Origin of the sequence: Ruegeria arenilitoris (assembly GCF_013032445.1) — a bacterium.
In the GTDB taxonomy this organism is placed as follows: Bacteria; Pseudomonadota; Alphaproteobacteria; order Rhodobacterales; family Rhodobacteraceae; genus Ruegeria; species Ruegeria arenilitoris_F.
The window spans coordinates 1-12,871 of sequence record NZ_WQCA01000011.1; the positions used below are offsets into that span (position 1 = coordinate 1).

General features: G+C 57.5%; 11 protein-coding genes and 1 tRNA gene. 5 read left to right on the plus strand and 7 right to left on the minus strand.

The genetic code is table 11. From position 1 onward, the window contains the following. Positions 1-112 precede the first annotated feature (112 nt). A complete protein-coding gene (locus GOW98_RS16910) occupies positions 113-1,279 on the plus strand; it encodes a nucleotide sugar dehydrogenase (protein ID WP_170334149.1) in 1,167 nt (388 codons plus the stop codon). A gap of 268 nt (positions 1,280-1,547) precedes the next feature. On the opposite strand, the gene GOW98_RS16915 is transcribed toward GOW98_RS16910, so the two are convergent. From GOW98_RS16915 to GOW98_RS16930, 4 genes are all read right to left on the minus strand, one after another. Then, positions 1,548-2,996 (minus strand): mannose-1-phosphate guanylyltransferase/mannose-6-phosphate isomerase, encoded by a 1,449-nt coding sequence (locus GOW98_RS16915; protein WP_170334150.1) that lies wholly within the window; start codon positions 2,994-2,996, stop codon positions 1,548-1,550. Between the two features lie 118 nt (positions 2,997-3,114). Then, positions 3,115-3,846, minus strand: coding sequence for a metallophosphoesterase family protein (locus GOW98_RS16920; protein WP_367646859.1), 732 nt, complete (start codon positions 3,844-3,846; stop codon positions 3,115-3,117). Positions 3,847-3,958: 112 nt separating this feature from the next. Next, positions 3,959-4,480, minus strand: a complete 522-nt coding sequence (locus GOW98_RS16925; RefSeq protein ID WP_367646860.1) for a hypothetical protein — start codon at positions 4,478-4,480, stop codon at positions 3,959-3,961. A 698-nt stretch (positions 4,481-5,178) separates the two neighbouring features. After that, positions 5,179-5,255 (minus strand) — tRNA-Arg (locus GOW98_RS16930). Positions 5,256-5,370: 115 nt separating this feature from the next. Between GOW98_RS16930 and GOW98_RS16935 the strand changes: the two genes are divergently transcribed. Together GOW98_RS16935 and GOW98_RS16940 are read left to right on the plus strand one after the other, a co-directional pair. Continuing rightward, the gene (locus GOW98_RS16935; protein ID WP_170334151.1) at positions 5,371-6,396 is read left to right on the plus strand and encodes a LacI family DNA-binding transcriptional regulator; all 1,026 of its coding nucleotides are present in this window, start codon (positions 5,371-5,373) and stop codon (positions 6,394-6,396) included. Positions 6,397-6,400: 4 nt separating this feature from the next. Then, positions 6,401-7,609, plus strand: a complete 1,209-nt coding sequence (locus GOW98_RS16940) for a winged helix-turn-helix domain-containing protein (RefSeq protein ID WP_170334152.1) — start codon at positions 6,401-6,403, stop codon at positions 7,607-7,609. 3 nt (positions 7,610-7,612) lie between these two features. On the opposite strand, the gene GOW98_RS16945 is transcribed toward GOW98_RS16940, so the two are convergent. Both GOW98_RS16945 and hpaR read right to left on the minus strand, forming a co-directional pair. Then, positions 7,613-8,311: a fumarylacetoacetate hydrolase family protein gene (locus GOW98_RS16945; RefSeq protein ID WP_170334153.1), complete on the minus strand. Its 699-nt coding sequence runs from the start codon at positions 8,309-8,311 to the stop codon at positions 7,613-7,615. Between the two features lie 533 nt (positions 8,312-8,844). Next, complete coding sequence (gene hpaR / locus GOW98_RS16950) at positions 8,845-9,279, minus strand: homoprotocatechuate degradation operon regulator HpaR (protein ID WP_170334154.1); 435 nt, start codon at positions 9,277-9,279, stop codon at positions 8,845-8,847. A 235-nt stretch (positions 9,280-9,514) separates the two neighbouring features. On the opposite strand from hpaR, the gene GOW98_RS16955 reads away from it, so the two are divergent. Next, the gene (locus tag GOW98_RS16955) at positions 9,515-10,927 is read left to right on the plus strand and encodes a pyridoxal phosphate-dependent decarboxylase family protein (protein ID WP_170334155.1); all 1,413 of its coding nucleotides are present in this window, start codon (positions 9,515-9,517) and stop codon (positions 10,925-10,927) included. A 10-nt stretch (positions 10,928-10,937) separates the two neighbouring features. Further along, complete coding sequence (locus GOW98_RS16960) at positions 10,938-11,708, plus strand: HpcH/HpaI aldolase family protein (RefSeq protein ID WP_170334156.1); 771 nt, start codon at positions 10,938-10,940, stop codon at positions 11,706-11,708. A gap of 4 nt (positions 11,709-11,712) precedes the next feature. Here GOW98_RS16960 and GOW98_RS16965 read toward each other — a convergent pair whose 3' ends face one another. Next, positions 11,713-12,855, minus strand: a complete 1,143-nt coding sequence (locus GOW98_RS16965) for a DUF3095 domain-containing protein (RefSeq protein WP_170334492.1) — start codon at positions 12,853-12,855, stop codon at positions 11,713-11,715. Positions 12,856-12,871 lie beyond the last annotated feature (16 nt).

Sequence of the window (12,871 nt, forward strand, 5' to 3'; positions counted from 1 at the left end):
CTCTCAAATCACACCCTCAATCATTACAACACCCATAAACGCCGCAGTGAATTGACAAAACTACAACATCCCGACACGAGATACGGGCCCTGGTTACAAAAGGAATGAAACAATGAAGATTGCCGTCGCCGGTATCGGCTATGTGGGCTTGTCCAATGCGGTGCTGCTGGCACAAAACCACGAAATCGTGGCGTTGGATGTGTCCGAAGAACGCGTCGCCTTGCTGAACCAGCGCCAAAGTCCGATTCAGGATGCCGAAATCACTGAGTTTCTTTCTAACCGCACCCTGAACCTGACTGCCACGACTGACGCCGAAGCCGCCTATGCGGGGGCAGAATTCGTCATTGTAGCAACGCCCACCAATTACGATCCCCGCAGCAACTATTTCGACACCAGTTCGGTCGATACAGTGATTGAACAGGTAACGGCTCTGAACCCCGACGCCGTCATTGTGATCAAATCCACCATACCCGTGGGGTTTATTACCGAGGCCCGCGTACGGTTCGGCACCGACAACGTTATCTTCTCGCCCGAGTTCCTGCGCGAGGGGCGGGCACTCTATGACAACCTCCACCCCAGCCGTATCATCGTCGGTGAACGGTCAGACCGGGCAAAAACCTTTGCCGATCTTTTGCTGGAAGGGGCGGTGGAAAAGGATGTGCCGGTGCTATTCACCGATGCTGACGAGGCCGAGGCGATCAAGCTGTTCGCCAACACCTATCTTGCCATGCGCGTTGCCTTCTTCAACGAGTTGGACAGCTATTCCCTTGCCGGAGGCATGGACCCGCGCCAGATCATCGAAGGCGTCAGCCTCGACCCGCGCATCGGCGCGCATTACAATAACCCCTCGTTCGGCTATGGTGGTTACTGCCTGCCCAAGGATACCAAGCAGCTATTGGCCAATTACAACCACGTGCCGCAGAACCTGATCCGCGCCATCGTTGATGCCAATCGCACCCGCAAGAATTTCCTGAGCGATCAGATCCTGATGAAAGGGCCGAAGATCGTCGGGATCTACCGGCTGGTAATGAAAGAAGGCAGTGATAACTTCCGCCAAAGTTCGGTTCAGGGCATCATGAAACGGATCAAGGCCAAAGGCATTCAGGTCATCGTCTACGAACCTGCCCTAAGCGAGGATCACTTCTTTCATTCGCCGGTGATCCGAGACCTGGACGCGTTCAAACAGATGGCGGACCTCATCGTCGCAAACCGATTGTCGGACGACATACGCGACGTGAGCGACAAGGTCTTCACCCGAGACCTGTTCGGCGCTGATTAGTACTGAAGAACTCGACAGTGCGTATACCCGGTCCAAAACGCAGACCTGCCGCCCGGGAACAAGCGGCAGGTTTCGCTCCCGTTTAGATCACCACAAGGGCGTGGAGTCCCGGAACCACCGTGCCGAAGAATAGGCTTTTTTGATTTCGCGCAATCGGGGCCATTCAGGATTGTTGAATGCCCTGTCACCAAAAAGGCCTCCGTGCGGAGGCCTCTTGTCCTTTAAGCCTTGGTATTGAACCTGGCCGGGGGTCAATTTGCGCTTGCGGTCAGCCCTTCGCGCCCTGACCACGTGCGTAGATATCCTCGTAGCGTACGATATCGTCCTCGCCCAAATAGGTGCCGGTTTGAACCTCGATCAGTACCATAGGCACTTGGCCAGGGTTTTCCATCCGGTGCACGGCCCCCAGAGGGATGTACACGGATTGGTTCTCGGTCACCAGCTGCTCATGATCGTCAATCTTCACTAGGGCTGTGCCTTCAACTACGATCCAGTGCTCGGATCGGTGGAAGTGGCTTTGCAAACTCAGCGAGGCACCCGGGTGGACATGGATGCGTTTCACCTGAAAGCGCTCGCCCACCACAAGGCTTTCGAACCAGCCCCAGGGCCGGTGATCCTTGGGGAAGGCCGTAGCCTGCGGCGCACCTTTTTCCTTCAGCGCGGTCACGGCTTTCTTGACATCCTGAGCCCGCGAGGAATCCGCCACCAGCACCGCATCGTTCATCGCCACTGCAATGATATTTTCCAGACCGATACCAACCAGTTCCATCTGGTCACTATCCGACCGCAAAAGCGTGTTTTGGCACTCGATTGCAGTCGCATCGCCACTGATCACCACGCCATCGGCATCCGGCCCGCTTTCACGCCAAACGGCATCCCAACCACCAAGATCGGACCAGGCGGCGTCAAACGGCACAACCGAAAGGTTGTCTGCTTTTTCCATTACCGCGTAGTCAATCGAGATATCTTCAGCCTGACCCCAAGGTTCGGGGTTCAGACGCAGAAAGCCCAAATCCGGCGTGGCTGTTTCAACCGCCGCTTCAACCGGCGTCATCAGTTCCGGCGCGTAGGTCCGGAACGCAGCAATCATATCTGCCGCACGGAACAGGAAAATCCCGGCGTTCCACTTGAAGTTGCCGGCCGCAAGCATCTCGGTCGCGCGGGCTCGGTTCGGTTTTTCGACAAACTTCTTCAGCGGGACTGGGGACCCGTCAGTATTGGCCGCGCTTGTCAGTTCGAGATACCCGTAAGCGGTTTCAGGATGCGTTGGTGTGATCCCGAAGGTCACCAATTGCCCCTGCGCCACAGCCTCCAACCCGCACGCAATGGCAGCGTGGAACGCGGCCTTGTCGGGAACAACATGATCAGACGGGGCCACCAACAGTACCGCGTCCGGATCTTCCGCCACCGCACGCAGGGCAGCGGCCAGAACCGCCGGTGCGGTATTGCGGCCCTCGGGCTCGATGAGAATAGCGCCGGGGTCGATTCCAACCGCCTGCAATTGCTCAACAACGATAAAGCGGAAGTCCGAATTCGTCAGAACAACAGGTGCTGTAAAACTCAGGTTGCCCGTCGCGCCGGACAGGCGGCGTGCCGAGGATTGAAAAAGGGTCTCCTCACCCACCAACGGGACGAATTGTTTGGGATAGCTTTTCCGGGACAACGGCCAAAGACGTGTTCCGGACCCTCCACAGAGGAGGACAGGAGTGATCAACATAATAAGCTCAAAATCCGATCTGCTTTCATTGGTCCTAATAAATGCGATTTGCTGAGATAAGGCTAGTGGCGGATTCGATCGGAAAAAGACCTGTTACCATCGCTAAAGTGTCAGACCTTCAAGGATAGGCCGACAAGAACTTGGGCTCGGTTCCGTCCAGGCAAACCGCACTCAGCACACCCGTGGCGAAGGCTCCGGTATCAATGGCAATTCGTCCCTTTTTCGCTCCGGGCGTTCCGACAATCGTATGCCCATGCACAACCCAGACACCGTCGCGCCGCGTCTTCGACTGAAACGATGGATGCCCCCAGATGAGAGTCTTGGCCGACTGCTCTCTGGGCGGAGCGTAAGGGTCAGCACCAGCGTGAACAACAAGGACGTTGCCCGACATTTCCCAGGTCTTCAAACCCGCAACCCATTGGCACAGCGCGTCACCCATCGCTTCTTGCAACCTGTCCCGACAGTCCGTCAATTCGTCACTGCTCATCTCAGAGCGCGCCCCGTGTACACCGAATGAGGCCAGAGTTTGCAATCCACCAAAACGCAACCAACGCAGGCCCTGCCCCGTGGGATCCTTCAGAAATCGAAGCAGCATTTCTTCGTGGTTCCCCATCAGACAAGTCAGGTCTGAACGAGCACTGATCAGGCGCAGGACCTCGGCGCTGTGCTCTCCGCGATCGACGTAGTCACCCACCAAAATGATCCGGTGGCCCTGTGGTACCTCAGACAACAGCTTTTCAAGCTGCACGAGGCAACCGTGCACATCTCCGATCACGCAAAGTGGAACGTCTGGGTTCGGTGGCAAGAAGTCGCCACGACGCATAAACCGTTGGAAAAGCGATGTCAGCACGAAGCGCTGGTCTCCTGACTTGTGGTCACGTCAGTTCCCACCACGAAAATCCGACGTTGGTTCTCGGCTTGAAAATAGATACCTGCGCTCTGGCCTGTGGGCAAGTTCGACGTCAGGCGGCTCGACAAGCTGGTACGCCCATACGTATGAGTTCGCTACCTTTGACTTTGTGGACTCCGTTGATGCGTTTACGCGCCGTGTTCATGAACCACGATTTCAGTGGCTCCGGATAGTAGTCAGCCATGACTTTGCTGAAATACTCGAAATCCTCGGGCGCGAGTTTGCGACCGCCACGCGACGGACCGTGAAATCCAAAGGTCGTATTCGGATCCACGCAGGTTTCGGGTAGCCCGAGAAACATCGTGCATGTTGAATAGCAGACGCGCCCACGTATCTCGACCTTGATACCGTGGACCTTAAGGTTTTCAAGTTCTGCCAATCGGTCATGCAAATATCCGCCACGGTCACTGCCCACGACCAACAACTGCTGCGCCTCAACACCTGAAGGTGCACTCAGGGTAGAAATCATCACCGCCGCAGCCAGGAAAGCTGAAACGAACCGGGAGGCTCTGCCATTAAAAGGGTTTTTGGCATGCAGTGACGCTTTGACTAAAGTATCGATCAGGCTTGGCACAGTCAGTTCTCCAGTTCCAGAGTTGGTCTGGATCAAAACTAGAAAGCTGCGACGCCTCAGCCGTGTGCGCCGTGTGGTAAAATTTTGCCTTAAATACTTGTTTTAATTAAATTTTTACTAAATTTTTCGGCTTCCTGTTTCTAAGTTACTATGTCGTAAGTGTTGCACTTGGCCCTTCCAAGGCAGCTTCCGGCACAACACCGCTGTAGTATTGAAGCCCAAACGCAGAATGCTCCCTTTTGGGCTTTAACTGTTTGTTTTTAAACCTAGAAGATTGGTTTCGGGAGTAGGACTTGGCCTTTGCTGAACGTCAACGAAACTCCTTTTCTAGGGAAGCCTGTCGGCTCGGTCTTTTGCTGCATTTTGACAAGACTGTTTTCGACAAATGACCGCTGTGTCCGGCATTACTAGCGATCATGAACCCGGATCAAGTATCCGCAACAAGTCCATAGCGGTAATTGGCCTCGCAGCGGAAGACCTTGCTCGGCGGCTGAGACGTCAGGAATGGTTGCGGCTATTATTATTTCCGAAGCTTTAATCCTATATATTGAAGGCGCGAGTTCGCTCTGACTCTGGCGAATGAAAAGTTTGCCTGTAACCCACACAGGGTCATCTGAGACACTTCTTCGACATGTGTCACCTATCGGGGTACAGGAAGCATCTAAGGCATTGAAAGAAAATACTTTGTTAGATTAGTCTGGCGACCCCGGCAGGATTCGAACCTGCAACCTGCCCCTTAGGAGGGGGCTGCTCTATCCAGTTGAGCCACGGGGCCGCGCAAGGTCCTCTGTAACGCGGTTTTTTTGGGATGTCATGAGTTTTGCACAACAGTTGTAAAACACGTCGTGTTCACGCTACCATCGGGCAAAACAACAGCGCAGGTGCCCTCCGTGACAACAGAAACAAAACGCCCGCTTACCCTTCGCGACGTGTCTGAGGCTTCGGGAGTTTCCGAGATGACAGTGAGCCGGGTGCTAAGAAACCGAGGCGACGTGTCTGACGCCACACGCACCCGTGTTCTGGCCGCCGCGAAAGAGCTGGGGTATGTGCCCAACAAGATCGCTGGCGCTTTGGCGTCAAGCCGGGTCAATCTGGTTGCGGTGATCATCCCGTCGTTGTCGAACATGGTGTTCCCCGAGGTTCTGACCGGCATCAATCAGGTGTTGGAAGATACCGAACTGCAACCGGTTGTCGGCGTCACCGATTACCTGCCTGAGAAGGAAGAAAAAGTCCTGTACGAGATGCTTTCATGGCGGCCTTCAGGCGTAATCATCGCAGGGCTTGAGCATACGGAAGCGGCGCGCGCCATGTTGGATTCGGCGGGTATCCCGGTGGTTGAGATCATGGATACCGACGGCAAGCCGGTGGACGCGATGGTTGGTATTTCGCACCGGCGCGCCGGTCGTGAAATGGCCGAGGCAATCCTGAAGGCGGGTTACGAACATATCGGCTTTATGGGCACCAAGATGCCGCTGGACCACCGTGCGCGGAAGCGGTTCGAAGGCTTCACCGAAGTTCTGGGCAAGAACGGGATAGAGATCGAAGATCGGGAGTTCTATTCCGGCGGTTCGGCCCTGGCCAAGGGGCGCGAGATGACACAGGCCATGCTGGAGCGTTCGCCCGAGCTGGATTTCCTGTATTATTCCAATGACATGATCGGCGCTGGCGGCTTGCTGTATCTGTTGGAACAAGGCATCGAGGTGCCGGGGCAGATCGGTCTGGCCGGTTTCAACAATGTCGAACTGCTGCAGGGCTTGCCGCGTAAGCTGGCCACGATGGATGCCTGCCGGTTGGAAATCGGGCGCAAGGCGGCCGAGATCATCTCCGGACAACTGGCCGAGCCGGAGGCCGAATTCGACACCCGCGTGACCCTGACCCCCAAGATCAGCTATGGCGATACGCTGAAACGGCGCTGACGCCGTGGCGCTGCAACGGCTAGACAACAAGGTGGCCCGTGCGCTGTTCATGGACCGTCATGCGCTGGCCGAACAGCCTTCGGGCGGGGCCAAAGGGGCTGACCTGCTGGATCTGATCCACCGGCTGGGTTTTGTGCAGCTGGACAGCATCAACACGGTCGCACGTGCTCATGACATGATCCTGTTTTCGCGGCGACCATCCTATCGCGCGAATAATCTCAAACACCTCTATGAGCGCGACAAGGCGCTGTTCGAGCACTGGACCCATGACGCCGCGGTCATTCCGATGGAGTTCTATCCCCATTGGCATCTGAGGTTTCAACGGGACGAAACGCTGCTGAAATCCCGCTGGAAAAACTGGCGTCGGGACGGGTTCGAACAGCAATTCGCCACCGTTCTGCAGCATATCCGCGACCACGGGCCGGTATCGTCCTCGGATGTGGGCAAGGACGAAAAGAAAGGGTCCGGCGGGTGGTGGGACTGGCATCCGTCCAAAACCGCGCTGGAGTTTCTGTGGCGGTCCGGTGCGTTGACGGTAATTGGCCGCAACGGGTTTCAAAAACGCTACGATCTGACCGAACGAGTGATCGACACACATCTGTGCCCGGGCAACATGGCCTGCGACGCTCAGGCAACCGTGGATTGGCTGTGCAACTCCGCATTGGACCGGTTGGGATTTGCGACATCGGGAGAATTAGCCGCCTTCTGGGACACGGTCAGCGTGACCGAGGCGAAAAACTGGTGCGAAAAGGGTCTAACACAGGGATTTTTGGAGGAAATCGAAGTCACCTGTGCCAATGGGCAGGTGCGGAAACAGTTGGCCCGCCCAGGGTTGAGCAGAGCTGACACGCCCGTTCCGCCGGGCCGTATCCGGGTGCTTAGCCCGTTCGATCCAATGCTGCGCGACCGTAACCGAGCCGAGCGGCTCTTCGGGTTTCACTATCGGATTGAGGTGTTTGTTCCCGCCGCCAAGCGGACCTATGGTTATTACGTTTTTCCGCTACTGGAAGGCGACAAAATGGTCGGTCGTATCGACATGAAGGCCCAGCGGGACCGAGGTGTCCTGCTGGTTAGCGCGTTGTGGCCGGAGCGATCCGTTCGCTGGTCAGATGCCCGCACCCGGAGGCTGCAATCGGAACTGGATCGGGTCCGGCGTTTTGCCGGGCTGGACGATGTGGAATTCGCCAAAGACTGGCTGAAAACCTTTAAATAGGGTCTATTCCGCACCCGCCAACGTGAAAATGACCGGCTGCAGCCCATCAATGCCGCCCTCGATCACATCACCGGCCTGCACCGGGCCAACACCGGCGGGCGTGCCGGTCAGGATCAGGTCTCCGGGTCGCAGATGGTAATAGCCGGACAGATAGCTGATGATTTCGTCGATCTTCCAGATCAGCTCACTCAACGTGGCATCCTGACGGATTTCACCATTCACGCTCAGTTGAATGCGGGTGTCGTCCCGTGGCGACCAATCCGCAGCTAGGGTCAATGGTGCAAACACTGCACCGGCCTCAAGGTCCTTGCCCAGATCCCAAGGACGCTGCTTGTTGCGCTCGCGAATTTGCAAGTCTCGGCGAGTCATGTCGAGCGCACAACCATAAGCGTAAACTGCATCCCAGGCCTGTGCGCTGGTGGCGCGGAAGACGGGTTTGCCGATGGCGACGGCAAGCTCCATCTCGTGGTGGAAGTCTTCGGTTCCCGGCAGGTAGCGCACGGTTGCCCCGGTCAATACCGCATTTGGGGCGGATTTGGTAAAATAGAACGGCGCTTCGCGATCGACTTCGTGCCCCATCTCGGCTGCGTGTGCCGCATAGTTTCGGCCGACACAGAAAATCCGGCCTACTGGATAAGCCGCCTGCTGCCCCTGAACCGGAATGGCAATCTGTTCGGGAAGAGTAAACAGAGTGTCTCGCATACCGACCCCTTTAAATTCAAGTATCGCGCATCTTAATGCAGCGATCTGACAGGGCAAGACACCCGCCTTGCACATAACTGCTAACGGGCTGCAAGTCAGTCTTGGGACCGTAAGAATCCGACCCATGTCTGATCACAATCCGGGTGCTGTGTCTTGGAAATCACAGAAACAATGCTAAGTTGAGGAATGGCAAAGCGAGAGGTTCGGCACATCGGGGTGCCGCGCTTTGGCCGCCGCTCACAGGTACGGCGGGGGAATAAAACCCGTCTGACGTCAAGACATCCCATTCATCTGCGAACCGCGCGGATGTATTGGATGCGAATACTTCAGAGAACTACGGCGAAAGACCACACCCCCTGAGTCTTTGCGCCACATAGTCGGTTTATTCAGTCCGGCGTGTTCTCTGAATCGCAGGCTGGACCGTCGGGACCTCTTCGACGCAACCGGCCTCGGGCCAGGCAATCAATCCAGTACACGTCTGGCCGCCCCGCCGGAGAAAATGCCTATCTCCGGCGGGGTTCGTGCGTCAGGTGTCACGTTTCCAGATCACGCAATTCATTGAGCAGGTCCAGCAAAGCCTCATGGCGTTCCGGACCCAACTTGGCGCGCAAATCCTCGGCCATATGAATGGTGACCTGAATATTGTCGCGAATAATCTGCTTCCCGTTGGCTGAGATGTCGACGATCTGACGGCGTTTGTCGCCGGGGTGGGTTTCCCTGAGGATCAGCCCCTTTGCTTCGAGCTTTTGCAGAATGCGGGTAAGGCTGGGCAACAGCAGGCACGCGCGGTCAGCAAGATGGGTCGGCTCTTGCGGGCCTTCTTCATCCAGAACGCGCAGCACGCGCCATTGCTGTTCGGTTACGCCGACATCCGCCAGCATCTTGCGAATAGGCCCCATGACCCGTTCTCTGGCCCGCAGGAGTGCAATGGGCAATGAACGTGACGTCAATGGTACTTCATTGGTCATAAGGAATTTTCACCGAATTCACGCGATACTGCAACGGGCCAATCTTTTCCTCGTTGTAATGTTACCATTCGCCTTTATTAGAGTCTTTCGAGTTGACGTGCATTGAGTCAATGCAATCTAAATTTAGTAAACATAGCAATTAATATTGACCCTTGGCGCTAAATAGCCATGACTGGCACAATGAAGAAATTCAGCCTGGGGCAAATCCGGGTCTGACAGATATCCGAGGTTTGGCATGAAGTGGGATGAGTTCACCGAATGGGGTAAAAAAATTTCCGAATGGGCGCAGGACTACCACTTGACTGTAGGGGACAAACCCGTGCGCGCCCGGACCGAACCGGGTGAGATTCTGAACGCCCTGCCCGCTCAACCGCCGGAGCAGGCGCAGGCGATGGAGGACATCTTCCGCGACTTTGAAGATATCGTGATGCCGGGGATCACCCATTGGCAACACCCCCGATTTTTCGCCTATTTCAATGCCAACACGTCACCCCCATCGGTTCTGGCAGAGTTCCTGACCAGCGCCATCGCGCCGCAATGCATGTTGTGGCAGACCTCGCCCGCCGCGACCGAAATGGAGACGCGGATGATGGACTGGCTGCGTCAAGCGCTGGACCTATCCGAGGGGTTTGCCGGCGTCATACAGGACTCTGCTTCCTCAGCAACGCTGGCCGCAGTTCTGACCATGCGGGAAAAGGCGTTGAACTGGCAGGGCAACCAGCAGGGATTGTTCGGGCAGAAACCGCTGCGCGTCTATTGCTCGGCCGAGGTGCACACCTCGGTGGATCGCGCCATCTGGGTGGCCGGGATCGGACAGGACAATCTGGTGCGTATCCCGATCAAAGGCGACTGGCGCGGCATGGACCCCGCGGCGCTGGAAACGGCGATTCAGGCCGATTTAGACTCTGGTTTGCAACCTGCGGGCGTCATTCTCTGTGTCGGCGGGACCGGCACCGGGGCAACCGATCCGGTGGATGAATGTCTGAAGATCGCGCAGAAGTACGGGCTTTATTCGCATGTAGACGCGGCCTGGGCCGGGTCGGCGATGATCTGTCCGGAATACCGCCACTATTGGCCCGGGATCGCGCAGGCTGACAGCATCGTGTTCAACCCGCATAAGTGGCTGGGCGTGCAGTTCGACTGCTGCGCGCATTTCCTGAAAAACCCCGACGATCTGGTACAGACACTGGCAATCAGCCCGGAATACCTCAAGACGCATGGCAAGGACGGGATCATCAATTATTCGGAATGGTCGGTTCCTCTGGGCCGCCGGTTCCGGGCGCTGAAACTGTGGTTCGTGCTGCGCGCCTATGGGCTGGAGGGGCTGCGCGACCGGCTGCGCAACCATGTGAACTGGTCTAACGATCTGCATGACCGGCTGGCAGCCGAGCCGGATTTCCAGATCGTCACCCCGCCAATGTGGTCGCTTTGGACCTTCCGCTACACCCCCGATGGGCACACGGATCTGGACGACCTGAACCTGCGGCTGATCAATGCAATCAACGATGATGGCCGCATCTATCTGACCCAGACCCGAGTCGATGGTGATCTGGTAATCCGCTTTCAGGCTGGTCAGTTCGAAACCACCGAGGATGACGTCCGCATGGCCTATGATGTCATCACCGAAATTGCCCGTTCACTCACCTAGAGGTTCCCAAATGGCTGCGCCCACAAACACGTTCAAACAGGCTTTAATCAAGGGAAAGCGCGTGATTGGCTGCTGGAACAGCTTTGCCGAACCCGTCGCGGCCGAGATCATGGGTACCGCCGGGTTTGACTGGCTGGTTGTGGATGGGGAACACGCGCCGAACGACATCCGTTCGCTGCGGGATCAACTGATGGCACTGGCGGCCAGCCCGTCGCATCCGGTGGTGCGGGTACCGGTGGGCGATACGGCGCTGATCAAGATGGTGCTGGATATCGGCGCACAAACCATTCTGGTGCCGATGGTCAACAGCGCCGAACAGGCGCGCGAACTGGTGCGGGCCTGCCGCTATCCGCCTGAAGGGCTGCGCGGGGTTGGCGCTGGCGCAGCGCGGGCCACGGGATATGGCTCGGTCACGGACTACATTCAGACCGCCGATGAGCAGATTTGTCTGCTGGTGCAGGTCGAAAACCGCGCCGGGATGGCGGCGCTAGACGATATTTTGCAGGTCGAGGGCGTCGACGGCGTGTTCATCGGCCCGGCGGATCTGTCCACTGATATGGGGTTTCAGGGCAACAGCGCCGCCCCCGAGGTCCGTGCCACCATCGCTGATGCCATAACGCGGATCAATGCGGCAGGCAAAGCGCCCGGCATTTTGGGCACCAATGACGAAGCCAACCAGGCCTATCTTGAGATGGGTGCGCAATTTCTGGCAGTGGGGATCGACGTGATGCTGCTGGCGCAAGCTGCGCGGGCCCTAGCGGCACAATGGAAGGCAAAATAACGCCCTAACCCTGCATTGCGGCGGCGGCCTGTGCATACCCGCCTGAGGCACCATCGACGAAATGAACATGGTCATCCCGCATGGCCGAGGGCACAAAACAGGTCATCATCGCCTCATCCTGTGCGTGCAGCCCATAGCGGACCTTGCCCTGTTCGCGCGCCTGTTCCAGCATGATCTTGATTTGTTTGAGCGTAGCCGGATCGCAATCCAGCGTCATCTTCAGCCCGTCATCGAACTTGCGAAAATCGGCGTTGCGGCTGACCATGTGTTTGTAATGCCCGGGATCGAACTCACCCAGCTGTTTGCCGGTTTTGAACAACAGCGCGATCAGCAGGTTTTGCCCCAGCAGCTTTATCCTTTGTCCAAGCAGGTTGCGCCCCGCGCGCGAGACTCGGGCGTCCAACTCGACATCCGGCGGTGGCCAGCTGATCGGAGGGCCGCTTTCCGGCACCGGGTGGCCTGCGCGCTCCAACCGTTCCGAGGCCGTCAGAACCGACCGAGCCAGGTCTGCAAAATCGCTCTCGGTCGATTTCTGCGTCGGCTGGACTACAAGCGAGACAATCTGACCGTGACGCGCTTTGCTGTTGGACCAACGGCAGGACAGACCGGTCAGTTCGGGCAAGGCGCCCGGATCGGCGGGTGGCACCTCAAACGCGCCGGATTTCATCTGCGCTTCGGCCCAGACCAGCCCGCCGCCCGAGAACATGGCGTAGTCCACCCCGTCCGATGGCGCATAGCGCGCGACCCGCAGGTCCTTACCCGCAAGTCGGATTTCGGACACCGGCACCAATGCCCCGCGCAGCGTGATCGAGAATTCTTCGTCGGCCCAGCGCCGCAACTCGGCCAAAACGGTTCGAGCAGTGTCAACGGCGCTTGCGGGCACGGCAAACCCAGCCCCGTCGCCACCAAAGACATAGGGAAACTCCTGCCCTTTCAGCGCGTTGATCATGGCCGAGATCACTGCCGCGCCCACCATGTTGACGGTTTTATAGCGGCCCCGCGCGATCTCACCCGTGGAATCGACGATATCGGCCACGCCCAGCACCCAGTCACCGGGCACAGGCGTAAACCGCGCTGGCTGCGCCAGGCTGGTGAAGTCCCGCTGTCGGGGAAGGCTGTCATAAAAGGCGGCCTGTGCGTCTTTCATCGGCACCTCGGGGTGA

Excerpts from the sequence above, each read along its gene's own strand:
- GOW98_RS16910 (WP_170334149.1), top strand. The coding sequence starts at position 113 with ATGAAGATTGCCGTCGCCGGTATCGGCTATGTGGGCTTGTCCAATGCG.
- GOW98_RS16915 (WP_170334150.1), bottom strand. The coding sequence starts at position 2,996 with ATGTTGATCACTCCTGTCCTCCTCTGTGGAGGGTCCGGAACACGTCTT.
- GOW98_RS16945 (WP_170334153.1), bottom strand. The coding sequence starts at position 8,311 with ATGCGAGACACTCTGTTTACTCTTCCCGAACAGATTGCCATTCCGGTT.
- hpaR (WP_170334154.1), bottom strand. The coding sequence starts at position 9,279 with ATGACCAATGAAGTACCATTGACGTCACGTTCATTGCCCATTGCACTC.
- GOW98_RS16955 (WP_170334155.1), top strand. The coding sequence starts at position 9,515 with ATGAAGTGGGATGAGTTCACCGAATGGGGTAAAAAAATTTCCGAATGG.
- GOW98_RS16960 (WP_170334156.1), top strand. The coding sequence starts at position 10,938 with ATGGCTGCGCCCACAAACACGTTCAAACAGGCTTTAATCAAGGGAAAG.
- GOW98_RS16965 (WP_170334492.1), bottom strand. The coding sequence starts at position 12,855 with ATGAAAGACGCACAGGCCGCCTTTTATGACAGCCTTCCCCGACAGCGG.